We start from the raw sequence: 26,150 nt of genomic DNA, 5'->3' as shown, positions 1-26,150 counted from the left end.
GCCGCACGCGCAGGGTCGGCCCGTTGATGGAGCCGTTGTAGAGCCGGAGATCGAAGTCGCCGACACCGGCGAGCGTTCCCCGGGTGGGTAACGCCGCAGTCCCTTCGCTGTTGTGGGCACATCCATGACACATCTCGCGCTAAAAGGTCCTCGCGTGGTCGACGGTCCGCGTCAGAGCCGCCCCCCGCAGGGCGGGACAGTCTCTCGGATCCAGGCTCCAGACAAGCACTTGCCAAACAGCGTCAGTCCTTGTCGGGCACTTCTGGCAGCTTGCCCTTCAACTCCTCAACAAGATCATTGATCTTGGCCATCATCTCTGCGGACAGGCCCTGACCGTTGCCACGGGCAGCCAGCCCAAGGATCTGGCCCTGTTGAATCGAGCCCAGGAAGCGGATCGCCTCAAGGAATTCACGAGCCGCCGGAGTGACGTCGGCACCGTCCTGGAAGAGCGCGACATCGACCTGGAGGGCTGCGGCCAAGCCAGCGCGCACTACATCGGAAGCCTCCGTTGCGACGCCCGCGCGGAGGGCGACGATGTCCTCGACGGATACGACTTGGCCGCCCGCATGGTCGTTCACGCCTCGTGCGATCTCATCGTCTGAAGGTGCCTCCTGGCCCCCGTACCCGTGCTCCAGGAGATAGTTGATCTTCTCTCCGATCCCGCGGGGGGCTGACGCTCGGGCTTCGGCGGAGGTGGCGGGACGGAGCCCGAACGAGCAGTCCTGGGCGGCCAAGAGGACCGATTGGGTCACCCCATACGCCTCTGCAAGCTGTGGCACGTACGCGTCGTTCAACCGGCGTCTACCGCTCTCCGCGTTGCTCACCGGCACACGACTCGTGCCGATGACCGCGGCGGCCTGCGCCACGCTGAGGCCGGCGTCGCATCGCAGGAGCTGCAAGTCCGCGGGGCCGTCATGAGGAAAGAGCTCAGCAAGCGGCCGGCCGAGCGCCCGGGCAATCGCTGGCAGCTTCTCACCCTTGGGGTGATCGTCGCCGTTCTCCCACCGCGCAACAGAGGCAGCGCTGACGCCCACCCTGGCGCCCAGCTCGCCCTGGCTCAGGTCCTCGCCCCGTCGGACGACACGTACGCGCTTGCCGTCGAATTGACGTGGCACATGAACTCCAGCAGCGGGACGATCGGGCAGGTCGGGGCGGCGCTAGGGGCAACCGTAGTCCAGGCTTGATACATTTACGAAACTAGTGTACGTTTTTGTATCGAGCCCGTTGATCGGGCTCCGCCCTCTCTATGGTGCCAGGCGTCCAGGAGCTACGAACTCCCGGACGCCTGGCCAGCACCCCGAGGGGCGCCGATTCACTACAACGCGGCAGCGGAACATCTTTGGCGAGAGGCCGCTGCGCGCGTTTCTAGCAGCCATGGAGTATCGCATGCTTGCCATGCCGGAGGGAATCCATTCCCCCGTAGCTGACTGCCGACAGCAGCAGCTCGACCGTGTCGCCGGACGCGCCATCCGTCTCCCCGCCCGGTGTGGCAGTACGCCCACGCGGGCCGTCGAATATGTGCGCGGCGCCGAAGCGGCAGCTCAACGTCCCTTTCCCTTCCCTTCTGTTGGGGCGGCAGCACATCCGGCTCCGCTTCCCCGGCTCGAAGCGTGAGGGCTGCCATGGGCGACACGGACGACCTCGACGCCTCCATTGACGCGTGGGTGAGCACACAACTCGACGCCTCTCCGGACTGGGACCACGAGAAGTGGGAGAGGTTGGGGAAGATCCTCGACGTCGAGTTCTCGGTCCCTGGCGATGCGCACGTATACAGCTTCCCAAATCCTGCCGTCGAAATCTCGGCCGACAGCAAAGCTGCGTAGCTCGCGCCTCCCACCTCCGAGAGTTCAGAAAGCTTTCGGGTTCCTCTTCAGCGCCAGTCAGGATAGGACTCCGCGCGCTGATTAAACCATGAGGCAAAAATGAGAACCACGATATCCGACCTCGCCGGAGCAGCCTTGAGGGGCGATTGGGACCCTCTTATATGGGCATCGGAGAAGTCACAGGGTAAGCACTGGGCCGAGAACGCGGCCTGCGTCGGGCGGGATACCAACATGTTCTTCCCGCGCGGGGACAGTCCGCAGTCCGACCCTGCGGAAATAGCGGAACGTCTGGGCCTTTCCCTGGTCCGGCCCTTGAATCTGTGCGCGAACTGTCCGCTGACGACAGCTGCCCGGTGCTTGATCGATTCCATACGGAACGATGAAACGTTCGGGATTCGCGGCGGTCTGATGGCATCGGAGCGCGCCGCTCTGCGGTCCCTTTGGCGCCAGCGCACGAATAGGGCCGCCATTGAGCGGGCGCTACGGGGCTCTACCGCGACCTTGAGCAAGGCCGAGCGCAGTGAGGTAATCGCCCGGTTCGCGACGGACCCCTCGATTGACGCCGCCGCCGTGGCGAGGGGCCTCGGAGTATCGCACGAATATCTGCTGAAGCTCGCGCGGATCTATCGCGAGAAGTGCCGCACCGAAATGGCCGCGCCACCGCCAAGTACTGACGCTGCCTGACGGTAGCGAGCAACCGACTTTCTCCAGCAAGGAATCCCCTGTCTTCCGGGAGCCGCTTTGACTAAGAACGACCCTACAGCTTCGGCGCGGAAAAAGCTTGGCGAGGCAATTGGCGAAATCGCTAACACCGCCGTGCTTGTCCGGATCTTCCCAGAGCGACAAGCCTCGACCTATCTGTTCGCGGCGGACTTCTATCGCCTGTTTCTCGACCGTGGCGCTGAAGAAGGCGTGGCGCGACTGGTCCGTCAGACCTTTGGTGGCGTCGCAGACTGGCGCCTAGCCCACGACCTATACCTTCCGACCAGGGAACTTTATCTCACCCCTGCGCCATACCAGAACGGGTACGTCCCGGAAGACGACAAATCCTTCGGCCTCGCACCGGAGCGGCGGATAGCGATACACAACGGGACCTGCGAATGAGCGAGATAGCCACTTCAATTGTCTGGTCAGAATCCAAGTCGCGCCGTGGTTCACGGCTGGTCCTGCTCGCTCTCGCCCGCGAGGCAGACGACCAGGGCCGTGTCGCCCTGCCCTTGGACGAAGTGTCGCGGCTGACCGGGCTCACGGTTCGCGCCATCACGTCGTGCCTCCGCGACCTGGCGTCGCTCGGAGAACTCAGCCGTGAGCGCGGAGGGGGCGCTGCCCATCCCAACAGCTACTCGATTCTCCTCGTGGACCAGGCCGGCACCACTGCGGCGCTCGACAAGGCGGAGCTTCCTACTTCGGTCTCCGGAAGGAACTGCCAGGAAGAACCTTCCCTGAACTCCTCTGCGGCGACCGCAAGTGGGAAGTCGCTTCAGAACGACTCGGAAGTTGCTTCCTCGCGTGCACGTAGTGGTAATACTCCCTACGGGAGTATTACCACTCGAAAGCAAGCTAGCTCTGCTGGTTCGATTCGCCGAAAATCCTCCCCCGGGTCGGATTCGGTCGAGGTTCCCGAGGGCTCCAAGGAGCTCGTGGCGGCGGTGACCAACGCCGGAATGATCGTTGGCTGGCGGCTGACCGGTGCCGAGTGGGATCGGGTAACAGCTCTCGCGGCCCGTTGGGGAAGCGAACGGCTGGTCGAGATGGTGGGCCGCCGGTGGAACGCGGACCGTCCTCCGCAGTCCGCCCGCTACCTGATGCGAATCTGGGCGGATCTGCCTTCCCACGTTCCCTCAGAACTTTCCTCCGGGAACGTCGTGCAGTTGCGTCGACCGTCCCACGGCTTCGTTCCCTTTCAGAACACCGCTGCTCACAGCGCTTACCAGAACGGATTTTGATGGTGGCCGATCCGGAACGTGCGGGCAGTGCAAGGACGATGCGCGCAATGGAACGAATACTCGCTGCGAAAGGACTTCAAGTCGTGCCAGAGTCCGACTTCTCCGACGAGGCGTCCGGAGAGAAGGAAGGAATCCGCGGGTGGCAGTCCCGGGTGCGGGCCGACTATGCCCTGAACCGCTGGCAAACGGCAACGCCTCCCCGGTTCCAGGACGCTGAGGCCACGCTGCCAGAAGTGATCGGCTGGGCCGACCGGGCACTCAAGGACAACGTTGAGGCCGGAGCTCTGCTCCTCACCGGCCTCACCGGAACGGGCAAGACACGCGAGGCGTTCGGGGCTCTGCGGAGGATTGCGGCCGGCGGACCGGACCATTTCGAGTTGATCACTGTGAACAGCGCGGACATGTACGGCAGCCTGCGCCCTACACAGAACATGGGTTCCGCAGAGCACGAGCTGCAACGGCTCTGCCGGGTTCAATACCTACTCCTCGATGATTTCGGTACGGCGAAGACGACCGAGTGGACTGAGGAAGTCACTTACCGGTTGGTCAACTTCAGGTACAACCATTGCTTGCCGACGATCATCACGAGCAACCTTCCTGCCCGAGATGAGAACGGGCCGGACCTGACCGACTACGTCGGGGCGCGTGTGGCCAGCCGCCTGGCCGAGATGGTCACGACCCTCGTTCCGATGATCGGCGCCGACCGGCGCCGTGGCGGGAGGGTGGCGTGATGCCAGTCCGTCTCTGCGGAGCGCTCCGAGATGCCGTAGCGCTGCCCACAGCATGTGCATACGTCGGCCCTTGCAGCCCGTACTCGAACCCGTTCACCGCCGGGGCCCGTTCCCCGCTCGGTCCCCCGATGGACGCCGCAGAGTCGGTGGACCTCTTCGAGGCCACGCTCCGGGGGCCCGTCGGACGCCAGTACGCCGTTCGCTTCGCCAGAGCGTTGCGCGGGCTCGACCTGATGTGCACCTGTCCTCTTGGCGCCCCGTGTCACGCGGACGTCCTTCTCCGCCTCGCTAACGAGCTCGGCGACAGCAACGCGCCGCTCATCCCTGATCCTCTGGAAGGCCCCCGATGACTCACCCGATCATGGCCGCCGCGGCCACGCACCTCGCCACCGCTGAGGAGTGGCGAAAGACCGCTAGGGTCGCTGCGTTCAGAACCTGGGGGCCGAGGTCGACCACCGCGGCGTCCAGGTACGCACGCGCTCTCCTCGGGGAAGCCGCCGTGACGCTCACGTGGGAAGTGCTGGGACTTCTCGGCTTCGAGGAGCACCTGCAAGCCTTCGCGTCGCTCGACACGATAGGGGGCCAGCACCTGGAGCTGTACTACTCCGACCAGGGCGGCACGGAACGAATCTCGTTGCGGTTGTCGTGCGTGAGCTGTCCGAGTCAGCAGGTCCACAAGGTCACGTCCCTGGAGCAGTTGGGGCAACTCCTCTCACAGATCAGCCCTCGTGACGGAGGGAACCTCTGATGTCATACGCACACATAGACACAATGGAGAGCACCGAACCGCAGGGCAACCTGCGCGAGATGACCTTCTGGGACCGCAGTGCGATCGTCCTGCTCGGCGCGGCCGGCTTCGTCTTCTCGTACGACGCTCTGCGTCAGATCGCCCTCGCGATCCACGCGAGAGAGTCCTTGTCATTCTTGTTCCCCGTTTTCGTGGACGGGTTCATCGCCTACGGCGTACGGGCCATCGTGCTGCTTCGGCATCAGCGGTTCGCGGCGCGGCTCTACGCGTGGTTCTTGTTCCTCGCGGCGACCGGGGCGAGTCTCGGGGCGAACTCGCTGCACGCAGTCACGCTGAACGACTCCCCGCATGCCGGACGGTCCGCGCTGCACCTCACGGACAGCGTCGTCGGGGGGTTGTCGATGCTCGCGCCTCTCGCGCTGGCGGGGTCGGTCCACCTCTACATTCTGATGGCGCGGACGGCTGAGCGAGCGGTCCCGGACCGCGCTGATACCGGTCCGGGACCGGTCCGCGAGATGTCCCCGGCGCTCGAACACGTCGCAGCCCAGCACCGCCCTTTCACCTCAGAAGCGCATGCACCCGTACCTCCCTGGCCTCTGACGGCCGGTCCGTCCGTGCCGCCGTCTTCTGCCGCAGAACTCGTTGACCTGCGGAAAGCCGATTCCCTGCCTTGCCAGGAAGGGCGTGCGGAGGTTGCTGCGGCCCGTCCGTCCGCAGAAGCGGACGGACGGGAGACCGCGAGCGAAAGCGCGAACGGACCGGACGGCGACGGACCGGACGGCGTACCGTCCACGGCAGTCCCGGAGAGCACGGAATCCTCTGTGCCCAGGGCGGTCCGCGTCCCGGCGGACGAAGAGAAGCCGCCCGTCCCGGACGACTCGGATCGCCCCCAGGATCGGGAGGCGAACGGACGGGACGACGACGCGGAATCCTCTGTGCCCAAGGCGGTCCGCGTCCCGGCGGACGAAGAGAAGCCGCCCGTCCCGGACGACGCGGATCGCCCCCAGGACCGGGAGGCGGACGACGACTGGGCGGCAGAGCTGCTGCCGATCGCACGGGCCGCAGCCGAGCGGGCCGGACGGACCAGTCGTGAGGTTGTCGGCGAAGCCGTCCGCAGGCACCGGGCAATCAGCAACGACCGCCTCGGATTGCTGCTGGCCCGGCTGAAGGAAGAGGGCGACGAGGTGGCGGAGGAACCCGTCACCGCGTCCAGCGCCCTGTGGTGATCTCATCTCATGGCGGGCCCGGGGTGTGCCATACAGACCCCGGCCTGCCGGCTTGACCAGGAAGGACCGACAATGTGGTCTCGCCAGCGCGACCTGGCGCATGACGCCCCACGCGCCAACGCGGTACAGGCAGCGTTCACCCTCGCGGCCCACCTCCGGAGCGGTGGCAGCCTTACGCCGATCCAGACGGACGACCTTGTCCTGGCGGCCGGAGAGGTCGCCTTCGCGGACGTGGCGTGCTCCGCCGCCCGCTTCTACGGAACGACGGTCGTCTACCCGACCTCGGCCGGCTATTTCGAGAACCATCCGACCTTTGGTCGGCGGTGGGTGAGCAACGGCCGTCTCGACGCCCGCCGTCGACAGGAAGCCGAGGACGCCGCCCGTCCGCAGTGGCGCGATCACACGAGCGCCCGGGTGGTGCTCACCTCGGCCGGGGTCCGGCTCCTGCCGGTGGGAACTCGCGAATGGATGCCGTTCGACCATGCTCTCCTTACCGGGGCCACCGTTGAACCGCCCGCCGTGGTGCTCTCGTACAGCACCTGCGCGCCCCTGTTCCTGAGCGGACCGGCCGCCCCGTGGCTTGGCGTGGCGATCGAGCACCTGCGTCGCATCTCCGCGTAGGTGCCGTAACCCGCTCCACCCAAAGCCGGAACTCAATTCATGGAATTGAGTTCCGGCTTTCTTATTGATTCGAACTGTCCGCAGACTCCTGCAAGGATTCAGACACGGCCATCGCCACAAGGCTTTTCGGCCATGGAGATCCATTCAAGATCTCCTTCGAATCAAGTAGGGGACTGATGGCCTTGATATGAGTCGGCAGCTCCCCCGCTTCATAGACGCGAGGTTACATGCGCCCCTTTCAGGGCTGCATTTCTATTTTTCAACACTCGCCGGTGAAGCCCGCAGGAGAATCCTATTCTTCCTGCGTTGCTGCGGCGCCCCCACCGCCTCGTAAGGGGGCACCGCTCGCACTTCCGAAATCCCTTGCACCAAGGTCGTTTCCCCCATGCTTCGATACACACGTTCCATACCTAGATCATCTGCAATATGTGTGGCTGGCTCCCTGGTTCTTCTGTCGGCTGGCTGCTCCAGCTCGAATGGCGGCACCTCCGCGACCTCGACCACGTCCACGCGTCCGGGATCCGTCACGGCGGGCTCCCCCAACGCATCGCCGTCGCGCAGCCGGGCTGTCGCAGCCCCGCCAGATTCTCTTCTCCCGGCAGATGTTGAGCGGGCAGCCCGGGCCTTCGCCACGTCCTACGCGGAGCACGACGCCCGCGACGGTGCCGACAGCTCGTACGCGGATGCCGGCGCTCGGGCCGCCCGGCTAGCATCGGGGGAACTCGCGGGCGTACTCGCCCAGAAGCGTCCGGGCCAGGATGCCGCTTGGGCCGCCCTGCGGGCCGAGAAGGCTCGCCAAACGGCGAAGATCACTGCCGCCTTGGTCCCCGACGGCGCACCGGCGGTGACGGCCACCACCGCTCTAGTCCGTGTGAACTACACCCTCACGACCACCCCCAAGTCCGGTCCCCTGCGCAGCAGCAGCGAACAGATCGCGCTCCGTCTGGAGCACACCTCCCAGGGCTGGCGCGTCACTGCCTTGCCCTGGGCGTGACGGGACCACGATGAACAAGGGCACGCAAGCTGGCCTGGGACTCGTCACGGCTGGGCTCATCACCAGTGTCACCCTGCTGACCACGTTCGGAGGGGCCGACGGCGCCTCTGCGCAAGAGGCCGGTCCGGGGGGCGGCATCACGACGGACGCCCCCGTACCGGGCTGGGTCCGCGAGCTGATCAACCCGCATGCAGGCGAGTGCCCGCAGGTCACAGCCTCGCTCCTGGCGGCTCAGCTCTACACGGAGAGCCACTTCAACTCAGGCGCTACCTCGCCCGTCGGCGCCGTCGGTATCGCTCAGTTCATGCCAGGGACCTGGGCCCAGCACGGTAAGGACGGCGACGGTGACGGGATCAAGGACGTCCGCAACCCTGCCGATGCCATCGCCGCACAGGCCGCTTACGACTGCACTTTGGCCGCTGCGGTCAAGAAGGTGCCGGGCGACTCGACGGACAACATGCTGGCCGCGTACAACGCGGGCGAAGGCGCGGTGATCAAGTACGGCGGCGTCCCCCCGTACCCCGAGACCCGCGACTACGTCCGCACCATCCGCACTCTCGCCTCTAAGTGGACGGACGCAGTCAGTCCGGACGCACCGGCCGGCAAGGGCGCCGCCCGCGCGATCTCGGCCGCGAAGACAGCTCTGGGCACCTGGTACCGCTGGGGTGGCAGTTGCGTCATGCCATACGAAGGCGCTGGCGGCTGCGACTGCTCCTCGCTCACCAAGATGGCCTGGTCAGCGGCGGGAGTGAATCTGCCTCGCACCACATACGACCAGGTCCACGCGGGAACCGCAGTCGAAGCCGTGTCCCAACTCAGGCCGGGCGACTTGCTGTTCAGCGTGCCCGGCAGTGCTGGTCCGGAACACGTCGGCATGTACATCGGTGACGGACAGGTCATCGACGCCCCGCACACCGGCGCTCAGGTGCGGATCAAGCCGATCGCGTACTGGACCCCGCAGATCATCGCGATGCGACACGTCGGCTGATCACACCAAGAATCACTTACTGAACTAAAGGGATCATAATGCACAATTTTCTCTCTGCTACCGCCGATCCGACCCTGCACTCGACCCTCGCCTCCGGAATCGACGTGGTCTCTGGCGTGCAGCCCGACTGGGGCCCGTTCACGAAAATCGGCGGCACGGCGAAGGTGCTCCTCGGCGTCATCGCGGCAGTCGTCCTCGCCGTCGGGGCCGGCGTCTTCCTCGTCGGCGTCGGAAAATCCAAAGGGTGGTTCGGTGATGGCCACTCCACGATGGACAGTTCGCGCGGCAAAGGCATGATGGTCGGCGGTCTGACCGTCGTCTTCCTCATCGCTTCATTCGGCACCATCTTCGCCATCACCTACGGCATGGGTGTGTGACCCATGGCTTCCCGTTCCAAGAGGAGCACTGCGCGCCGCTCGTCGGCCACGCTCTGGGGGGTTGCCGCCACCGGCACGGCGTTGGTCACCGCGGCCGGGGTGGTCGTCAGTCTGGCGACCGGCACCCCGTCGACGACGACCCCCTCTGCGTCAACACCAGCTCACTCCGCTCCGCAGGAGAGCGGCAACGGCGTGCACGGCCTCAACGGTGTCCCCGTCGGCTACCCGCACACGCGCTCTGGGGCCAAGGCCGCCGCAGCCAACTTCACGACGGTTGCTGGCAGTTCGCTCTACCTCACAGACAAGAGGGTTCGGCACCGCGCGGTGGCCGCCATGACGGCCAAGGATGCGGTCCCGGCCGCAGTGGAGCGAGCCGACCTCGTCGCCGGTGCCGCTGCCGACTCCCTCCTGGGCGACGCCTCCGAGGGCTCCACCAAGATGACCATCGCCCGCACCGGCGTCCTGTCGGCTCGCGTCCTGGGCTTCGACGCCCACGGGGCCGTGGTGCGGCTGTGGACGACGACGGTTCGAGGCAGTGCAGCTGGGCGGGTCACCCCGAAGATGGCTTTCGACTCCGTGACGGTCACGCTGGTGTGGGAGTCCAACGACTGGAAAATGCAGGCTAGTTCAGCCTCTGCGGGCCTGGTCGCGCCGATCGACGTGCGGCAGGCATCCAACCTTCCCGGCGACTTCTCGGACTACGTTCCGGCCGCCGCAGAAGACCCCGTGCTGAGCGGTGCCGTCGACCAGAGCGGCTTCCCGCTGCCGTACTCACACGATGCGCGCGGCGCGCGTGCAGCAGCGGTCAGTGCCACCATGCTCTACGGCGACCCGCGGTTCTTCACCGTTGAGGACTGGCGGCACCGGATGCTGGCGGCCACGGCTTCATCGAGCGTGCTGCGCTCGGCCACTGAGGAGACCGACTCCACGGCCCAGTTGGTGGTGGAGAACCGGGGGCTCGGCGCGGACGGCACGACCGCCGACGGCAGCGAACTGATCACGCGGACCGCCGTGCTCGCCGCCCGCTCGGTCTCCCACGCCGAACAGGCTGCGAGCATCGAGCTTTGGACTGCGTCCGTGGGCGGCATCGCCGGGCCGGACGAAGCGCAGCGCCCGCAGGTCGCCTTCCTGCGGATGACCGTCGACCTCGTCTGGGAGAACGGCACCTGGAGGACAACGGCCGTCACACCGTCCGCACCGCTCGTTCCCTCGCCTTCGTCCCCGCAGGATGCGGATCCGGCCGAGAGCTTCGCGACGGTGGGAGGTGTCGGCAATGCGCCTGCGACTGCGTGACGACGCCCCCGGCCTGCTGGCCGTCGAGCGAGGAACCCCGGGACACTGGCGCCGCCGTCTTCAGGCGATAGCGATGGCCAACGTGATCATCGCGTTCGTGTTCGTGCCCTCGGCCGTGGCCAACCCCTTCTGTTACATCCCCATGGTCTGCGAAGCGAAGGCGGCCATCGACTTCGTCCAGGACCCGTTGGGCTTCCTGCTGCAGAAGTTGACAGAGGCGGACGTGTGGTTCCTGCGCAAGATGCTGGAGCTGATCCAGAGCACGACGAAGATCGACCTCACCAGCCCCGGCTTCCTGAAGCAGTACGCGATCATCTTCGCGGCCTCCAGCCTGCTCACCGTGGCGCTCTGGCTGGTCGCTGTCGCCAAACGGGCGGTTCGCGGAGTCGGGCTGGTGGCCGCAGTCTCCGAAGCGATCGGCTTTCTGCTTCTCCAGTTCGTGGTCAACGCCATGACTCCGGGCGCGCTCGCGCTCCTGATGAAGGCTCTTGACGAGGTCACGGCCGTATTCGAGCCCTACGCGACGAGCAACTTCCAGCCCTTCCTGGAGAGCGTCCTCAAGGTCATGGTTGCTGTCGACCCCGGGGACAGCGTGGGCGTGCTGCTGGTCGTCAACCTCGTGATGCTCTGCGGGGCCCTACTGATGTGGATCGAGCTGCTGATTCGCAGCGCAGCAATCTACGTAGCCGTGGCGCTCGGGCCCGTCGTGAACGCGGGGCTGGTCGATCACGATCTGTGGAAGAAGAGCAAGAAGTGGTTCGGCGCCATCTTCGCTCTGGGGCTGAGCAAGCCGATCCTCTTCGCCCTCCTGGGGCTTGGCGGTGCAATCCTCAGCGACACGTCGGGGGGCATGTCCGACGCCGTCTCGAAGATCCTCGTCGGTGCGCTGATTCTCCTGCTCTCGGTCTTCGCGTCCGCCACGGTCTACCGGTGGGTACCGGCTTTCGGTGACGAGATGGCCAGCCTCCACCACGACCGGAAAGGCGCCCAGTCCTCCGGCCCGGCCGCCGCGATCGACGGCCCGGCCCAGCATGCCAACCGTGCGATGGGCACCCACGTCCAGGATTCGCTGGTCGGCGGCTCAAAGGCTGCTGGCTCAAAGGCTGCTGGCGCCAAGACCGCTGGCGCCAGGATGGGCGGCGGAACCGCTGCGGCCGGACCGGTCGCAGCTGGACTGGCCCTCGCCAAGGCCGGAGCCAGCATGGCGAAGAGCAGAGCCACCAACTTCCCGGGCGCGCAGAGCAGCGACGTAGCAGACAGCGAAAGGCACGAATCGCGCGAAAGCCAGCAGGGAGGCGGCGCCGCCGATCCGGCCAGTGCACCGGCTTCCGCTCGTCCCCAGGGAACGTCCTCCGGTCCGATGGTCGGCTCTCCTCCGGATTGGTCCGCTGCCAGCATGCACGCGTCGGCCGGACGCCCGCCAGGAGGCCCCGGTACGCCGAACACGCCCCAGCAGCCGCCGTCCAGCACGAGTCCGATGCCGTCCGGCGCCCCCTCTTCCACATCAGGAACCACTTCGGGCTCCGGGCCCTCCGTCACGTCCCCGCCGCCGTCGCGGCCCTCGGGCGGCCAGACACACGGACGACCGAACCCCAGCAAGGATCAGTGACACACCATGTCGACTCGTACGTACCAGTTCGGAAAGCACCGCCCCACGGGGCTGGTGGGCCGCCGCGACCTCGGCGAACAGGTCGTCCTCGGCGGCGGAGCCGTCACCGGCATCCTGGTCGGCTACCTCTTTCAGCCCGTCACGGCCGTCGCCGCGACGGGCCTGGCCCTGCCGATCCTGCTCGCCCTGGTCATCGTGTACGCCCCGTACCGGCCCAAGGGCACATCCCAGCGGCGCACGCTGTACCGCTGGTGGCGGATCAACCGGTACCACCGCAAGGCTCTCCGCCGCACCGGCGGCGTGTGGGTGTCCCCGGCTGTCGAGGCCGGCGTGCGTGCGAACGGCACGCCGCCGGACGCGGCCCTCGTAGAGCCGGAGGGCATCGCGGGCATGACGTGGGTGCCGGTCACGGTCCGCGGGCAGCAGGCCGTCGTGGTCCTCCAGCCGGAGGCCGGATGCGTCACGGCCACGCTGGAGATCGCCTCGCCCGGCCTCGGCGGCAAGGAGGTCGGTGAGCAGGTCGTCGCCCTGGAGCGCTGGGGCGAACTTCTCGACGCCTTCGGCAACGTCGAAGAGCACCCGGTGAAGCGGATTCAGGTCCTCGCCCGGCAGATGAAGAGCGACCCCTACGCACACCAGCGCTTCATCGCGCAGCGCGACGAGTCGGCCGCGACGGCGGACGCGCCGCAGTGGCTGAAGGACTCCTACGACGTGCTCGCCAACGCCGTATCGACCAGCGCGGAGGAGCACCGCTACTACATCACCATCCACGCGAAGTTCACCCGCGACCTGGCGGCCGAGGGCGCCGCCCGCGGAACCGGTGACGAAGGGATCGCCGCCGCGATGGCCGCGTACCTGGATGAGCTGTGGTCCCGCGCGGAGGACGCCGACCTCTCCGTGATCGCGCCCCTGGACGCGGGCCGGATGACCGCGGTCATCCGGAACTCCTACGACCCGGACCATGCAATCTGGGACACAGACCTCCGGCAGGCGCACGCCTTCCCACGCAACGTCGACGTCCGCCGCGGCGCCCACCTCTCCACCCGCGCGGCGGGCTCCACCGAGAGCTGGTACCACGCCACGGCCGCCGTCGTCGGATGGCCCACCACCCCCGTCGGCCCGGACTTCCTCTCACCTCTGCTCATCGGAATGCCCGACGTCATCCGCACCATCTCGATCACGCAGCAGCTCGAACCGAACTCAAAGGCCGTGGAACGGATGCTCGCGGAGGACACGAACAACCAGGCCGAGATGGACCGCAACCTCAGGCGCGGCAAGACCATCGACCCGCGCGACCAGATCGCCGCCACCGCCACCGGATCACGCGGCATGAACCTGGCGTCCTCCGGCGCGGCCGGCTCCGCCGTCGTCGGCTACATCACCATCTCCTCGCGCAGCGTCGAAGAGCTGGAACGCACCAAGCGCACCACCGCCTCCCGCGCCCGCAACGCGCACCTGCGGATCGAATGGCTCGACCTCGAACACGCCCGCGCCTTCGCCACGACCCTTCCCCTCGCCGGAGGCATCAAGTGACTGACCTCCTCGACCTCGCCCCGCTGTCGCCGATGCACGAGACAGTGCGCCGTCCCCTCTACACCGAGACGACCACCAGCCAGGCCCTGTACCTGCCCATCGCCCCGCCGACCCTCGGCACGGCGGGAGCGATCATCGGCCGAGAGCTGTATTCCGGAAAAGCTTTCATCTACTGCCCCTTCAGCGCCTTCGGGGACGGCCTGCCCGGCGGCAACATGATCGTCATGGGGGACACCGGCCGGGGAAAGTCGGCCCTGACCAAGACATACGCCGCCCGGCAGATCCGCCTTGGCCGTCAGGTCGTCGTCCTGGACACCAAGGAGCAGAAGGAGCGCGAGGAAGGCGAGTGGGCCGCCCTCGGCCGCTCGCTGACTGGCAAGGCCCCGGTGCGGTTCGCGCCCGGCGGCGGCCGGGGTGCCTCGTGCATCAACCCGATGGACCCCGCCATCGCGGGCAAGCGACAGGTCGAGCTGGTGCGTACGATCGTGGAACTCGGTCTCGGGAAGACCCTGGACGAGTTCGCCGGCTCCGCGCTCCGCATCGCGATCCGCCGGGCACATCAGCGGGCCGGTGACCTCGGCCGGCCCCCGGTCCTGGCCGACGTCGCCGCCGCGCTGCGCTCCCCGGAGAAGTCCGACGCGACGGCCAAGCAGCGCACGCGGGACGAACTCCTCGGTGACGGCCTGGAGGCGTCCTACGTCCTGGACCGCCTCTGCGGAAGCGAGCAGGACGCGACCGGCGACCTCACCGGGATGCTCGACGGACCGACCAGCCTCGGCGTGGACCTCGACGCCGACATGATCGTCTTCGACCTGACCAAGGTCCCGTCGGGCGGCGTGGCCATGACCATCCTCGTCGCCGTCATCAGCGTGTTCCTCGAAGAGGTCTGGCTTCGGCCGCTGTGCGAGTGCGGCACGGAGCCGGGAGCCCACGACCGGATCGTGGTCGACACGAACTCCGGGGCCTGGGAGCTGGGGCCGAACCGCAACACCGGCTGCCGCCGCTACACCCAGCGCAAGCGGATCTTGGTCTGCGAGGAAGCATGGCACATCCTCGGAACCCCCCAACTCGCCTCACTGCTTGAGAAGTTCCTCAAGTTCGCGCGGGGATATGGACTGTCCTGCATCTTCATCGTCCATCACCTGTCGGACATCGACGACAGCCCGGAGACCCAAGCGGCGCTGAAGATGGCCGACACCATCGTGATCTACAGCCAGAAGAAGGCCGAAGCGGAAGCGACGGTGGCCCGGCTGGGCCTGCCGTCCTGGACGGCCGAGCACATCATGCGCCTGCGCCGCGGGATCGCGCTGTGGAAGGTCGGCGACGTGATCTACCCCGGTGTCCAACACCTCCTGGTCGAAGCCGAACAGCACCTCTGCTTCTCCTCCGGCTCGATGACCGACCTGACCAGCACCTCCCCGGACACCGAATGAGCGGCCACCGCCCCCTCTCAGCCGCCCCCTTCCCCGCAGATACGGATCGAGCAATGTCCATGGCCATCACCACCAACCACTCAACTCCCCGCGCCGACGAACGCACGGTCCGGCAGGACATCGACCAGCTACACGCCGAAGCTCTCGGCCTCGCCCGGCGTGCTCAGGAATTGGCCCTCGTCCTGGACCACGGCGATCATGCCGCCGCCGGGGGACGTGTTCGTACGGCCGTCGCGCACATCTGGCGAGCCGCCGAGGATCTGCACAGCGCCTTTCACACAGCGCCCCCGCGCTGTGCCGGGCCCGATGCGTCCATTTCGCGACTGTGCGGCCGGCGGATGCGCTACCTGGCGGCCCGCGTCGCTCGGAGGTCCGAGTGATGGGCATCATGCCGGTCGGCCCCTCCCCCGCCCTGTACGCGGTGACGGCAGTGTGCGCGGTGACCATAGTGACGCTCCTGTTCCTGCTGAACCGCGGACGGCGCGACACCGGATTCGCCAGCAAAGCGCAGCTCAAGCGCCAGATGTCGGCCAAGGCAGTCCTCAAGGCCACCGAGATCCGTCCCTCCCTCACCAGCAACAACGGCCGGAGCAAGCGCACTGCCGGGGTGAGCTTCGCGAAGAACCGTTCCACCGATCGCTGATCCGTCCTCTTCCCTGTCGCCCAACCCCGCCCCGGAGCACGTCATGCAGCACTCTCTCGATCCTCACGATTTCGGCTATTCATTGGGTACCTCGCAGCGTCCGAAGGGTGTCGATCTCTGGTCCCGCGCCGACAAGGCGTGCCGTGTCATCGGCCCGATGGGCAGCGGAAAGACGATGAGGTTCTTCGCCCCGCTCGTCCGCCGCTGGGCCGGGCCGGTCCTGGCCACATCGACCAAGCCCGATCTGGTCGAACTGACCTTCGATGCGCGGCAGCGGGACGGCCGGCCCGTCGCGGTCTTCGACCCGCAGAACATCGCACCGAGCCTCCCGCGATTCCGGTGGACCCCGATCAACGGTGCAGCCGACACGGAGGTGGCGATGATGCGCGGGCGCGCGTTCGTCGCGGGCTCGCGCACGCCCAACGGCGCGGCACAATCCAGCGAGGGCAGCGCCTTCTACAAGGGGCAGGCTTCCAAGATCCTCGCTGCTTTCTTCCACGCAGCCGCTCTCGACGGCGCCTCCCTCGACTGGGTGCTGCGGTGGGCGCGCAAGCTGACCGACCCCGCTCCCCTCGGCATCCTCAACGCTCACCCCGGTGCCGGCCCCGGCTGGGTGGACATGCTCCGCACGGCGACCACCGGCGACAACCGCACCGTCGGCAACACCGCCTCGACCCTGGACGCGGCCCTCGAACCCTTCATGCACCAGTCGGTGATCAATGCCCTCCAGGGAAAGGGCGAGGAACCCACGGACTTCGGCTCGTTCCTCGACGCCGGCGGCACCCTCTACCTCCTCGGCAAGGACTCGGAGGTGAACAGCGTCGCGCCGCTCACCACCGCGATAGCCGAAGACCTTCTGGACCTCGCAGAGGCGCACGCCCTCGCCTCCTCGGCCGGGCGACTCGACCCCGCTCTCCTCGCCGCCTTGGACGAGGCGCCGAACATCGCGCCCATCCCCTCCCTCCGTCAGCGAGTGGCCGACGGCCGGGGCCGTGGCATCACGGTCGTCTACGGCCTCCAGGCGTGGGCGTCCGCCCGCGCTCGTTTCGGCGAGGACACCGCCAAGGAGCTGGCCGCGTTCACCAACAACGTCGTCGTCCTGCCCGGAGACAAGGACCCCGATTTCCTCAAGGACATGTCCGACCTGTGCGGTCAAGTTGAGCGGGAACGCAGGACGACGACCACGTCCGGCGGTGACCGCGGCGGCCACTCCACGGCCACGCACATGGCGCTCGAACCCGTCCTTCGAGGTGACGAGATCAGGGGCCTGCCCGAGGGCCACGCCTTGGTCCTCGCGGACAACCTCCCTCCGATCGTCACCCGGCTCGATGGCATGTGGGCATGGGACTCCTGGCCCGAGATCGAGGGGCACGTCCGGGACCTGCGAGTTGCCAACGAAGCCGAGCGGAACCGGCGGGCCACCGAGAAGAGGGATCAGGCCAAGGCCCACGCCGAGGCGTGGGCCGGCCGTGAAGGAGCTGCTGCCGCATGACCGAGCCCTTGACCCACTTCGAGCCCTTCCCCGAGCCGCCCGCGCTGATCCTGGAACACGTCGCCGAACGGAGCACGGACGATTCCGTAGCCGCCGGCGGCCCCGCCCTGTGGGACCTTGGAGCCCTGTCCGCCGAGCTGACCGAGCCGATGGCCCTCTGGCTAGACTCCGTGTGCCGCTGGCTCAACCGAACATACGCCTGGCAGCCACAAGACGTCATCCCGCCCTGCTGGGCGAAGCACGCGGGCCTGGCTTACGAGATCGCGGCCCTGGCTTTCGCCAGGGGAGACGCGTACGCGGAAGCGGACTCGTCGGTGATCTGGCACGAACAGTACGACCGCTTCCTCACCCGCTTGAACAAGGTGTTGGGCAAGGCTGGCGACGAATGCCGTGTCGGCAAGCACGACGAGCGTCCGGCGCGTTTCCAGCTCGCGGCCTGGCCCACCCTCAAGATCGAAGAGACCAGAATCGCAGGACGGGTCGAAGGGATGGCCGGATGATGACGGACCCGAACATCGTCTTCTCGACGGACCCTCACCACGGACCGGTGGCTCGAAGCGGCTGAGGGCAGGGGGAAGCCCGGACGGTACTCCGCGCTGTCGGTTGGAAGAGGGCACCGCGGACACGTTCTACGACCGCCGCCACGGCGTCGGTAAGGCGACCCGCTCGCGAAGGTCCCGTTGTACGGAAGGACCAGCCGGAGCCGCGGTCGCAGCGGCCCGAGCCACCGCGCCACATGCCGTCTCCAGCCCCTGTCGGACGCGGCGGGGCCGTCTTAGACTGCGGGCAACCCGCCAGCCCATTCGTGTGGTGGGGGAAAAGAACAAAGGCGGGCCCCCTCAATGCTCCTGAGGGGGCCCGCCTGTTTCTGAGGTGTGGGTGTTGCCGGCTAGCGAGTCACGAAGGGGAGGAAGGCACTCCAAGCCGTTCCGCTCACCTGGAAGGGGGCGAGGGAGGCGTCCTTCGAATCGCGGACTCGCACAGCCCTCGGGGTACGAGCGATCTCCACACAGTTGCCGCCGTCCTGGGAGCTGTAGGAGGACTTCCGGTAGACGGAGGTCTCCCAGAGCTGTTCGTCGGAGTCGTGGGTGGAAAGCTGGTCTGCGCGGGGTTCAGTCATGTCCATAGTTCCTCTTCGAGTCTTTTCAGGATGTGCGGAGTCTCCGACGGGCCTGGTGCGTTCTTGGCCATGTCGTTGAAGTTCCGCAGGTACTGTCCAACGTCCGACGCCTTCGAGAACATCGTCGTCGCCTTGTTGCTATCGCTTTGCACCACGGGTGACAGCTCAGGAAACTCCAGATGCGTGAAGTTCCACGCGGCGCGATACGTGAACAGGTTTTCGGGCATGACCTGCACTTCGATGTTGCGCCTCTGATTGAGGCGAACGATCTCTGCGTACTGGTCACGCATAATCTCAGCTGATCCGATGGCAGTGCGGAGGCAGCTCTCCAGCATGATGATGTGGACGGCCGGCTCTTCGGGGCCGAACAGAAGATCCTTGCGCTCCATCCTCGTGGCGACACCGTCCTCGACCGCCGCCGTGGTGCGTTCCTCAACTATCTTGGCGGACCCCATCTGAGCGCGAGCGTACGCCTCAGTCTGCAACAGCCCATGGATGGAGGAGGGCTCGTAGCCACGGATGGCTACGGCGTCGCGCTCCAGTCCCAGGTACATCGGCATACCTGAGGGCAGTGACTTGCGCGTTGAGACGTACGGTTCGTCCTTGAGTGACTCCCGCTGCATGTTAAGCAGATTGGTCCGGTCGTCCAGGTCTGTCACTCCGTAGCGGTCCATCAGGCGTTCGAGGTCTGCCAGCTTCGGCAGAGGAATGTCTCCGCTCTCGACTCTGGTCAGCTTGGTCTTGGAGATTCCGAGATCGTGGCTGACCGCCTCCGCCGTCAGACCACAGCGATCGCGCAGCGCGCGAAGCTCCTTGCCGAGCGTCACCCGCAGGTATGTCGCTCCACGCCGTGCCCCCACCGGTCCTCCTCATCTCTGCCTCGCCTGCCAACTCGTGCCGTCTGTCTTCGAGAACCGGGCTGCTGTCCTCCGAATCGCAGCGCCTGTCCGCGAGATTGGAGGGGCTGTCCGGAGTGTGACATGCCCTGTCCTCCGTACAACACCCCCTGTCGGTCAAGGGGCATGTGCCAATTCATTCCTAGACGGAGTTTCGCTTGCACCTTAACTCGCACTTGCAGCAGTGTAGTTGCGGGAGAACCGATGGGGACTCGGACCCGGTCCTTCTACATCTCTGCGTACCGTCGGCGAGCACCGCCGGCGCTCCGTCCACCCTTACGTGTGGAGACCCGGACATGAACACGATGGTCACCAGCACTTTCCCGACGGCCGACGGCTCAGCCCGCTTCAACCGGCAGCCCTTGCTCGCAAGGCAGCTCACGTTCAGTCGGCACACCGACCCGGACCGCTTCCTCCGCGTACCGGGCGAAGTGCGCATGGCGAGCAGACGGTTGTTGCTGGAAAGCGGCTACCCGGATCTCGTGGACCGGGCTGTGCTGGTGGTGAGCGAGCTGGCCACGAACGCGATCAAGTATGGCGTCGGGAACATCACCGTGCGCTTCTTCGCGGCCGACCCGGCGAGCCTCTGGATCAGCGTGCAGGACGAGGGGGCACATGTCCCCTCCCTGAAGCTGGCTGACGTCGATGATGAAAGCGGTCGCGGCCTAGCCATCGTGGACGCGGTGGCCGACTTGATGGTGGTGGGGGCCGGCCGCGTATCAGTGGCGCTGCACCGGACTCACCTGCACGACCCGGTACCGATCGCGGCACCCCCCTTGCGACACCTTCCCTCCATGACGCCGCAGGCGACGCAGAGCGCTTCCGTTCAGGGCTACGCGCTGCTGGCGGCACTGCGCTGGGGCAGCCGCAGCGACAAGGACCGGGCCGTCGCTGTGCTCACGGCGCTCGTCAACAACGCCGTCGAACATGGTGGCGAGGTCGTCCGATTCCGTATGGTGCGGGCGGAGGACGGTGCGCTCTTGGTCGAGGTCTTCGACAGTCAGCCCGACTTCGCGAACTTCGGGCAGGTCGTGTGTCGCGGCCACGGTTCCCTCTCGCAGGTTCTCCCGCGGTTCGGAGCGACGCTCGCGTACGCGCCCAGCGACCTCGGCAAGCGCGTCCAGGCCCGGCTCCAGCAGCCTGAGGCAGCGTGATGGCACGGGTCAGCGTGCCAACGACGGCCCCCCACCTCCTGACCGCAGTCAGCCAAGGCACTGTCTTCCCCCTGCTCACGCTCCCCGGTGAGATCGAGGACGCCGTGGACGCGGTGCTGGGCGGGAAGTACCCGAGCACGGACCGCTTTCCCGAACTCGCCGGCACGCTGGGTTCGGGGGTCGGGGTCGTGACGGCCGCGTACAGGGGCTGGCACCTCCCGGACGACCGGGTGTTCTCCGACCTGTTGCGGCGGGCGGACAGCCTCCACTCCCCACCCAGGGACCTGGAACCGCTCATTCAGTGGATGCGCAGCGTGGCCGAGCTCATCAACGCGGTGCTCGCCCACGTAGCTCCGGAGCCTCCCCCGGAGATACCCCCCTGAGCCAGCCGCATCCCCGGACGGCGTGACCCGCCGTCGGCTGAAGGGCCCCCCTTCCAGAGGCGCGCCGCCAGGCGCTCCTCGCCGTTGACCGGTCCTTCTCACGAGCCGTGCACCCCCCGGCACGCGCTGGAGATGGACTGCCAGGGTGCGCATGTGCGAATGCGCACCCGCTCCCCCGGCCGTCTGCCGCCCGGTCAGCGGCGGACGGCCGGGTCTCCCCGCCCTTTCCTTCCAACGACGAGAGACACCTACGTGATGACGAAGTCGGCCGAGCACGACGACGCTCAAAACCGCGCGCAAGCGGTCATGGGGCTGGAAGAGGCCCTGAGGGTCTGCCTTCCCCACGAGTCCTATCAGGTGTCTCAGGGGCCGCAGGGGACGACGATGGGGCTGGAGCTGTCGGCCGACACCTTCTTCCCGAACTGGGCGCAGGAGGAGGACATTGCGGGCGCACTCCTCCGCGAGGGCATCAAGGCCAAGGTTCTGCCCGACGGTCCGACGGTTCGCGTGAGAGTCGCCACGACCGACGACGTCAACCGCCTCACCGATCTCGTTTGCCGCGACCTGACCGAACTGGGCAAAGCCGCGCTGTACCTGTCCCGTGCCCTCCGTGAGGAGGGTCTGGAGGAGGCATGCGTACGCACGACCCCGCCCGGGCTGATCCAGGTGGATCCGATGACCGTGCCACAGGCCGACCTCCTGTTCCGAGGGCTGGGGGGCAGGTCTGAAGACCTGAAGCCGTCTCACCTGGACGACTGGTCCGATCAGCGCAGGCTCGCGGAGGCACTGAGCGACCTGCTGTTCGAACGCATCGGATGCGTTCCGCTCGTGACTCCCACGCCCCCGTGTGGCACCTGCGAAACCGAGGCCATGATGCAGCTCAGCTCTCTGAGCATTCTGGAAGGACTCCGGCTGGCCGCCGCGATCCTGCTCATCCCCCCGCCGGCCCCAGCCCCCTGACCGGCTGGGGCGGCTGCTGGCTGTCGGCCGACCCCAACCTGGGTGTTCGTCCCCTCCCGCTGTGCCGCAGGTTCGCGGAGAGGGTGTGAACGCGGCTGCGTGCCCTTGTCCCGGGGCCGTCGCCCCGGTCGCCGCAGCCGTCGCCCGCCGCCGTCGGCGGCGGCGCCCGAGCCCCGAACCTCGCCTTCCTCTCACCACCGCTCAAACGCTCGGAGATGCAGTGACGCAGTCAATGACTGAGGCCACCAGGGCCGGTACAGCTCTTCAGGATGCGCTGGACGCAGCAGCGCTATCGGGTACTGCGTTCCCACACAGAGCCGAGCATGGCCTCCAGATCGATGTTCTCGACCTGGGCGGACTCACGTCCGCCACACTGGCCGCGCTGTTGCAGGCCGGACTTCGTGGTGAGGCCGTGACCACTTTCCCGGAGCACCCCGAACATCCTGGATGGGTGGACGCGGACACGGCCCGCGCCAGTCTTCAGGACGTGCTCACCGAGGCAGGCATCGGAGGAGAGAGGCAGGTTCAGGACGGCCCCTCCTGGCACGGTGCCGTCCTCCACCTCCGAAACCTTGCCGTGCAGGACGCCGACACGCTCACGTCGCTGATCAACGCGGGCATCCGCCACTACATCGAGACAGCAGCCGACCTGCACCAGGTGTTGCTGGCACTCGAACCGATCAGCGGCGTGCCCCTGCCGAAGCCCAGTGTGCGCGGGCGGCAGATTGTGTTCGAGGAGGACGAGGCGGTCAGTGTGCATACCGCCCTTGCCCTCGGCAGTTCCCTCGGCGCCCCTGCGGTATTGAAGAAGCTGCCCGAGTTCCCCGACTACGAGGACGGGTGGCAGATCGCGGACCGCCTCCACTCCGCCGTGATCCGTGTGACGGGGAAGGCAATGGACGTGAAGTTTCTCCCGTACTGCGCGAGGTGCGACGCCGACCCGGCTGTTGAGCTCGGCACGCTCACGCTGGAGATGGCCCGTGCCGTGATCGAGGTGCTGCGACCGGTGGTGGGGCGGTCGTGATTGCCGACGGAATCCGCTACGGCGAACGCAACGAGCCAGGCAGAACCGTCTTGGTGCCGGTCACCCGGGAGGCGTACCTGGCCAACCTGCGGATGCACTACGCCAACGCGGCCACGGAGATTCTGCGACTCAACGGTCGGGTCCCCAGGGTCGTGACCTACGCCGTGGCCGATGCCCCCGAAGCCCAAAACTCCGAGAGTGCCCTCCTGCGGGAGTTCGCCACCGAAGAGGGCTGGCGACCGACCGCGGATTTCGCTGACTCGCGCCGAGCGGCACCGAAGGCTGAGAGGCCCGGCTTGCTGAGCGCCTGCGAGGCGGTCTGGGACGGCCTCGCCGACGCGATCCTCGTCCGCGACCGGACGCACCTCCCGGCCAGTTCGGCCGAGTACGAGGATCTGCTGCGACACCTCGCCCGGTGCGTCGGGTACGTCGCCGTGGTCAGGCCCCACTGGTTACTCCGGCGCACACAGCAGCAGTCCGCTACCTGACCCGCGGGACCGACCTGTGAAGGAGGAAGACCCATGGTTCACGACCGTCAGACGCCCAGGCAAATGGGGCCAGCCGTCAGCCGCGCCGTGGCCGGGCTGCGCAAGCTGCTCGCCGACACTGCGACGTACCCGCCCGGCAGCAAACTGCCCACCTATCAGACGATGATGGCAATGGTGGGCACGGGAGCACCCTCTGTGCGAAAGGCCGTACTGCACTTGATCGAGGAGAACGCGCTCGTGGGCTCGGAGGGAGGTCCCACGGTTGCCGGCGCTCCCCCGCTGCACCCGAGGCTTAGGCCAGCGACCGTCGAGAAGGTGATCCGTGCGCGAATCAACGACGGTACCTATCCGCAGGACCAGAGAATTCCCTCGCTGCGAGCACTCAAAAAGGAACTCGGCGTTCCTTCGGAAGTTCTCCGCAAGGCCCTGGACCCGCTGGTCGGCGAAGGCATCTTGGAGATCCGCAGCGGAACGGGATGCTTCGTGCGGGCCCCCCGCTCGATACAAAGGGCCCGGTGGAGCGAGTGAGTGGTCACGAGCATCTTCGCGAGGGCTCCTTTACCGTGCCGTACATCGCCTCGTGGAGCGCCGAGATGACGGACACCAATGGCCTGCTGGTCTTCAAAGGGTCGCTCCGTTATATGGACGAGTCCCCCTTGGAACGGCGGGACGGGGCGACGTGGCTGCGAATGACCTTGGCGCGGGGGCGCGGCCGAGCGAATCTGGGATTCGTTCACCCGGTGCGCCAGCGTCGGGCGATGCGGCTCTCGCTCTGCCAAGTGTGCGGAAAGACCACCATCGACCAGCAGTTCAACCTCTGGGGCGAGCGCTTCCTGTACCTCGTTGCACAGGACCAGCCGATCGAGGACGGCGAGGTCGTCGCTGCCCCACCCGTCCACCTCGCCTGTGCGATCGAGTCTGTCCGCGACTGCCCGCACCTGCGCCGCGGGCACACCCTGGCGCTCGTGGAAAGCGCACCGGTGTGGGGCGTTTTCGGCCGCGCGTACGACCCGCGTACGGGCCGCCCTCTGCTCGACCCCAAGACTGGCGAGCCTGCCGCGCACATCAAGGTGGAATACGGAGATCCACGGCTCAAGTACATGCTCGCCACGTCACTGTGCGTCTCCTTGTACGGCTGCACGCCGGTGACGCTGGTCGACGGCGAACTCCGCATCCTCCAATCTGGAGCGCTGACCTCATGACCAGACCCTCGGGCCCCAACGCCGCCTTACGCGATGCCAGAAGGGCACGCGGCTGGACCCAGCACGAGACAGCCGAGCACGTCCTGGAATGGCTTGCCGCGCATAGCCTCCCCGCCCCGGCCGCCTTCGACCAGAAGGCCGTTTCCCGCCTGGAGCGCGGCGTCATCCGGTGGCCCCACGAAGACGTCCGCGCCGCCCTGCGAGCCGTGTTCGAAGCCGCCACCGATACCGAACTCGGCCTGAGTCGGCGCAGGCACTCGGCTCCATCGAAGTTGCGGACGCCGGCAATCTGAATTCCGCCCGCCAACACCGCCCGGCATGATCTTCCTCCGGTTTTCACCTACTCGAAAGTACGGTGAATTCTGGAGGTCTTGAAAGAATCAATGCGAACACGAAGGTCACCACCTTCACGGTGGCGAGACCACGAGATCGCACTGGCATGAGTTTCCATTTAAGGAAGAAGGGTGCGGGAATATGGTAACGGCGTTCGATCACTCGAAGCCAATGGAGGAACGTTCGAAAGATGCTCGATTGGCTATCGAGAAGCTACTTGAAGGCAAACCGGGTACGCGGCTTCCTTCATATGGAGCCCTGGGAGGCCAGTTCGGGCTTTCGATGCACCGACTGAAGAAGATCCTGGACCCTCACGTGAAGGGGAACAGAATCCACGTGACAAACAAGGGGATGTACATCCCGGCCGATCATAATCCGCCGCGAAATATGAGCAAGACCGTCAGGGACGCAATTCTAAAAAGAATTGCTGATGGAACATACAAGCCGGACACAGCCATTCCGTCCGATATCAAACTCGCAGAGGAATTCGGCGGCACGAGACAGGGCGTGCGCTACGCCCTGCGAGCGTTGATCCGCTCGGGGCAGTTGGTGACGAAGCCGTCGATCGGCACGTTCGTACCGGCCCGCACCAGCGAGCGCCCCCCCGGGGCGCGGAAGCCGGAACGCGCGGACCGATAGCCTGCGTCGGCCCGAGAATCAGGCGGATCGGAGCCGTTCGAGCAGCTCGGCAACTCCCTGCGCGGTCGGGTGGGCCTCGAAGCGAGGCGCGAGACTGTGCACGAGTTGCACGCAGCGGGGCGCACCAATGCGCTCGGCCAACTGGTAGGACTCGGAGGCCGCAGCCGCAGCCCTGTCCGGCTCTCCGAGGTCGAGGTGGGACCGGGCCTCGTACGCAAGGAAGACGCCGCGGGTCTTGTCCCGGGCGCGTGGTAGCAGCGCCTGCCCCTCACGGATGAGCAGGTGGGCGCGCCGCGTGTCCCCGAGATCGAGGAGGGCCTGACCCGAGTCGACGGCCAGATCCGCTTCCGAGAGCCAGGCACACCAGGCGGGAATAGGATCGTCGGAGCGGCTGCCGAGCAAGTGCTCGGCAGCCCCCCGGGGAAGCAGGGCCCCCGGTAGCAAAACGTGTGTGGGGGGGGGGCGGGCAAGGCGGAGGGGGGGCCGGGGGTTCG

Annotated in this window: 32 protein-coding genes; 28 read left to right on the top strand and 4 right to left on the bottom strand. The window is 67.0% G+C overall.

Going from position 1 to position 26,150, the window contains the following annotated elements:
* Positions 1 to 242: 242 nt before the first annotated feature.
* Positions 243 to 1,115, bottom strand: a complete 873-nt coding sequence (locus ACWD3D_RS12785; RefSeq protein ID WP_451460917.1) for a helix-turn-helix domain-containing protein — start codon at positions 1,113 to 1,115, stop codon at positions 243 to 245.
* 507 nt (positions 1,116 to 1,622) lie between these two features.
* Between ACWD3D_RS12785 and ACWD3D_RS12780 the strand changes: the two genes are divergently transcribed.
* The 20 genes from ACWD3D_RS12780 (at position 1,623) to ACWD3D_RS12685 (ending at position 17,957) form a co-directional block, all read left to right on the top strand.
* Positions 1,623 to 1,823 (top strand): hypothetical protein, encoded by a 201-nt coding sequence (locus ACWD3D_RS12780; protein ID WP_451460916.1) that lies wholly within the window; start codon positions 1,623 to 1,625, stop codon positions 1,821 to 1,823.
* A gap of 99 nt (positions 1,824 to 1,922) precedes the next feature.
* Positions 1,923 to 2,507 (top strand): WhiB family transcriptional regulator, encoded by a 585-nt coding sequence (locus ACWD3D_RS12775; protein WP_451460915.1) that lies wholly within the window; start codon positions 1,923 to 1,925, stop codon positions 2,505 to 2,507.
* Between the two features lie 57 nt (positions 2,508 to 2,564).
* Positions 2,565 to 2,927, top strand: coding sequence for a hypothetical protein (locus ACWD3D_RS12770; protein ID WP_451460914.1), 363 nt, complete (start codon positions 2,565 to 2,567; stop codon positions 2,925 to 2,927).
* Complete coding sequence (locus ACWD3D_RS12765; protein ID WP_451460913.1) at positions 2,924 to 3,769, top strand: hypothetical protein; 846 nt, start codon at positions 2,924 to 2,926, stop codon at positions 3,767 to 3,769. Before ACWD3D_RS12770 ends, ACWD3D_RS12765 begins: the two co-directional genes overlap by 4 nt.
* Before the next feature lie 83 nt (positions 3,770 to 3,852).
* Positions 3,853 to 4,500, top strand: coding sequence for an ATP-binding protein (locus tag ACWD3D_RS12760; RefSeq protein ID WP_451460912.1), 648 nt, complete (start codon positions 3,853 to 3,855; stop codon positions 4,498 to 4,500).
* Positions 4,500 to 4,850, top strand: a complete 351-nt coding sequence (locus ACWD3D_RS12755; RefSeq protein WP_451460911.1) for a DUF4326 domain-containing protein — start codon at positions 4,500 to 4,502, stop codon at positions 4,848 to 4,850. The genes ACWD3D_RS12760 and ACWD3D_RS12755 overlap by 1 nt, the downstream gene beginning before the upstream one ends.
* Positions 4,847 to 5,248 carry a DUF6195 family protein gene (locus ACWD3D_RS12750; RefSeq protein WP_451460910.1) on the top strand — a complete coding sequence of 134 codons (402 nt, stop codon included), beginning with the start codon at positions 4,847 to 4,849 and terminating at the stop codon, positions 5,246 to 5,248. Before ACWD3D_RS12755 ends, ACWD3D_RS12750 begins: the two co-directional genes overlap by 4 nt.
* Before the next feature lie 23 nt (positions 5,249 to 5,271).
* Positions 5,272 to 6,474: a DUF2637 domain-containing protein gene (locus ACWD3D_RS12745; RefSeq protein ID WP_451460909.1), complete on the top strand. Its 1,203-nt coding sequence runs from the start codon at positions 5,272 to 5,274 to the stop codon at positions 6,472 to 6,474.
* Between the two features lie 72 nt (positions 6,475 to 6,546).
* Complete coding sequence (locus tag ACWD3D_RS12740; protein ID WP_451460908.1) at positions 6,547 to 7,095, top strand: hypothetical protein; 549 nt, start codon at positions 6,547 to 6,549, stop codon at positions 7,093 to 7,095.
* A gap of 820 nt (positions 7,096 to 7,915) precedes the next feature.
* On the top strand, positions 7,916 to 8,089 hold the full coding sequence (locus ACWD3D_RS12735; protein WP_451460907.1) for a hypothetical protein: 174 nt from the start codon (positions 7,916 to 7,918) through the stop codon (positions 8,087 to 8,089).
* A 10-nt stretch (positions 8,090 to 8,099) separates the two neighbouring features.
* Positions 8,100 to 9,077 carry a C40 family peptidase gene (locus ACWD3D_RS12730; RefSeq protein ID WP_451460906.1) on the top strand — a complete coding sequence of 326 codons (978 nt, stop codon included), beginning with the start codon at positions 8,100 to 8,102 and terminating at the stop codon, positions 9,075 to 9,077.
* A 38-nt stretch (positions 9,078 to 9,115) separates the two neighbouring features.
* Positions 9,116 to 9,454, top strand: a complete 339-nt coding sequence (locus ACWD3D_RS12725) for a hypothetical protein (RefSeq protein ID WP_451460905.1) — start codon at positions 9,116 to 9,118, stop codon at positions 9,452 to 9,454.
* Between the two features lie 3 nt (positions 9,455 to 9,457).
* Positions 9,458 to 10,747, top strand: a complete 1,290-nt coding sequence (locus ACWD3D_RS12720) for a hypothetical protein (RefSeq protein WP_451460904.1) — start codon at positions 9,458 to 9,460, stop codon at positions 10,745 to 10,747.
* Positions 10,728 to 12,356, top strand: coding sequence for a hypothetical protein (locus ACWD3D_RS12715; protein ID WP_451460903.1), 1,629 nt, complete (start codon positions 10,728 to 10,730; stop codon positions 12,354 to 12,356). The genes ACWD3D_RS12720 and ACWD3D_RS12715 overlap by 20 nt, the downstream gene beginning before the upstream one ends.
* A 6-nt stretch (positions 12,357 to 12,362) precedes the next feature.
* A complete protein-coding gene (locus ACWD3D_RS12710) occupies positions 12,363 to 13,889 on the top strand; it encodes an SCO6880 family protein (RefSeq protein ID WP_451460902.1) in 1,527 nt (508 codons plus the stop codon).
* Entirely contained in the window at positions 13,886 to 15,322 is a 1,437-nt protein-coding gene (locus ACWD3D_RS12705; protein ID WP_451460901.1) for an ATP/GTP-binding protein, read from the top strand. Before ACWD3D_RS12710 ends, ACWD3D_RS12705 begins: the two co-directional genes overlap by 4 nt.
* 59 nt (positions 15,323 to 15,381) lie before the next feature.
* The gene (locus ACWD3D_RS12700; RefSeq protein WP_451460900.1) at positions 15,382 to 15,702 is read left to right on the top strand and encodes a DUF6238 family protein; all 321 of its coding nucleotides are present in this window, start codon (positions 15,382 to 15,384) and stop codon (positions 15,700 to 15,702) included.
* The gene (locus tag ACWD3D_RS12695; RefSeq protein WP_451460899.1) at positions 15,702 to 15,965 is read left to right on the top strand and encodes a hypothetical protein; all 264 of its coding nucleotides are present in this window, start codon (positions 15,702 to 15,704) and stop codon (positions 15,963 to 15,965) included. The genes ACWD3D_RS12700 and ACWD3D_RS12695 overlap by 1 nt, the downstream gene beginning before the upstream one ends.
* 43 nt (positions 15,966 to 16,008) lie before the next feature.
* Positions 16,009 to 17,457: a type IV secretory system conjugative DNA transfer family protein gene (locus tag ACWD3D_RS12690; protein ID WP_451460898.1), complete on the top strand. Its 1,449-nt coding sequence runs from the start codon at positions 16,009 to 16,011 to the stop codon at positions 17,455 to 17,457.
* Entirely contained in the window at positions 17,454 to 17,957 is a 504-nt protein-coding gene (locus ACWD3D_RS12685) for a hypothetical protein (protein WP_451460897.1), read from the top strand. The genes ACWD3D_RS12690 and ACWD3D_RS12685 overlap by 4 nt, the downstream gene beginning before the upstream one ends.
* A 389-nt stretch (positions 17,958 to 18,346) precedes the next feature.
* On the opposite strand, the gene ACWD3D_RS12680 is transcribed toward ACWD3D_RS12685, so the two are convergent.
* Both ACWD3D_RS12680 and ACWD3D_RS12675 read right to left on the bottom strand, forming a co-directional pair.
* A complete protein-coding gene (locus ACWD3D_RS12680) occupies positions 18,347 to 18,577 on the bottom strand; it encodes a DUF397 domain-containing protein (protein WP_451460896.1) in 231 nt (76 codons plus the stop codon).
* Positions 18,574 to 19,404: a helix-turn-helix domain-containing protein gene (locus ACWD3D_RS12675; protein WP_451460895.1), complete on the bottom strand. Its 831-nt coding sequence runs from the start codon at positions 19,402 to 19,404 to the stop codon at positions 18,574 to 18,576. The genes ACWD3D_RS12680 and ACWD3D_RS12675 overlap by 4 nt, the downstream gene beginning before the upstream one ends.
* Before the next feature lie 365 nt (positions 19,405 to 19,769).
* Here ACWD3D_RS12675 and ACWD3D_RS12670 point away from each other — a divergent pair, with 365 nt between their 5' ends.
* The 8 genes from ACWD3D_RS12670 to ACWD3D_RS12635 all read left to right on the top strand — a co-directional run bounded on the left by ACWD3D_RS12670 (position 19,770) and on the right by ACWD3D_RS12635 (position 25,656).
* Entirely contained in the window at positions 19,770 to 20,627 is an 858-nt protein-coding gene (locus tag ACWD3D_RS12670) for an ATP-binding protein (RefSeq protein ID WP_451460894.1), read from the top strand.
* A gap of 14 nt (positions 20,628 to 20,641) precedes the next feature.
* Positions 20,642 to 21,010: a hypothetical protein gene (locus ACWD3D_RS12665; protein ID WP_451460893.1), complete on the top strand. Its 369-nt coding sequence runs from the start codon at positions 20,642 to 20,644 to the stop codon at positions 21,008 to 21,010.
* A 255-nt stretch (positions 21,011 to 21,265) separates the two neighbouring features.
* Complete coding sequence (locus ACWD3D_RS12660; protein ID WP_451460892.1) at positions 21,266 to 21,970, top strand: hypothetical protein; 705 nt, start codon at positions 21,266 to 21,268, stop codon at positions 21,968 to 21,970.
* A gap of 232 nt (positions 21,971 to 22,202) precedes the next feature.
* Positions 22,203 to 22,994, top strand: a complete 792-nt coding sequence (locus ACWD3D_RS12655) for a hypothetical protein (protein ID WP_451460891.1) — start codon at positions 22,203 to 22,205, stop codon at positions 22,992 to 22,994.
* Complete coding sequence (locus tag ACWD3D_RS12650; protein WP_451460890.1) at positions 22,991 to 23,482, top strand: recombinase family protein; 492 nt, start codon at positions 22,991 to 22,993, stop codon at positions 23,480 to 23,482. The genes ACWD3D_RS12655 and ACWD3D_RS12650 overlap by 4 nt, the downstream gene beginning before the upstream one ends.
* A gap of 33 nt (positions 23,483 to 23,515) precedes the next feature.
* Positions 23,516 to 24,010, top strand: coding sequence for a GntR family transcriptional regulator (locus tag ACWD3D_RS12645; protein ID WP_451460889.1), 495 nt, complete (start codon positions 23,516 to 23,518; stop codon positions 24,008 to 24,010).
* Entirely contained in the window at positions 23,998 to 24,684 is a 687-nt protein-coding gene (locus ACWD3D_RS12640; protein ID WP_451460888.1) for a hypothetical protein, read from the top strand. The genes ACWD3D_RS12645 and ACWD3D_RS12640 overlap by 13 nt, the downstream gene beginning before the upstream one ends.
* A 474-nt stretch (positions 24,685 to 25,158) precedes the next feature.
* Positions 25,159 to 25,656 (top strand): winged helix-turn-helix domain-containing protein, encoded by a 498-nt coding sequence (locus ACWD3D_RS12635; protein WP_451460887.1) that lies wholly within the window; start codon positions 25,159 to 25,161, stop codon positions 25,654 to 25,656.
* An 18-nt stretch (positions 25,657 to 25,674) separates the two neighbouring features.
* Here ACWD3D_RS12635 and ACWD3D_RS12630 read toward each other — a convergent pair whose 3' ends face one another.
* Positions 25,675 to 26,058: a hypothetical protein gene (locus ACWD3D_RS12630; RefSeq protein ID WP_451460886.1), complete on the bottom strand. Its 384-nt coding sequence runs from the start codon at positions 26,056 to 26,058 to the stop codon at positions 25,675 to 25,677.
* Between the last annotated feature and the right edge of the window lie 92 nt (positions 26,059 to 26,150).

This window comes from Streptomyces sp. NPDC002690 (genome assembly GCF_053592415.1).
Note: the sequence above shows the minus strand (reverse complement) of the source record. Positions and strands in the feature narration are given on the sequence as shown.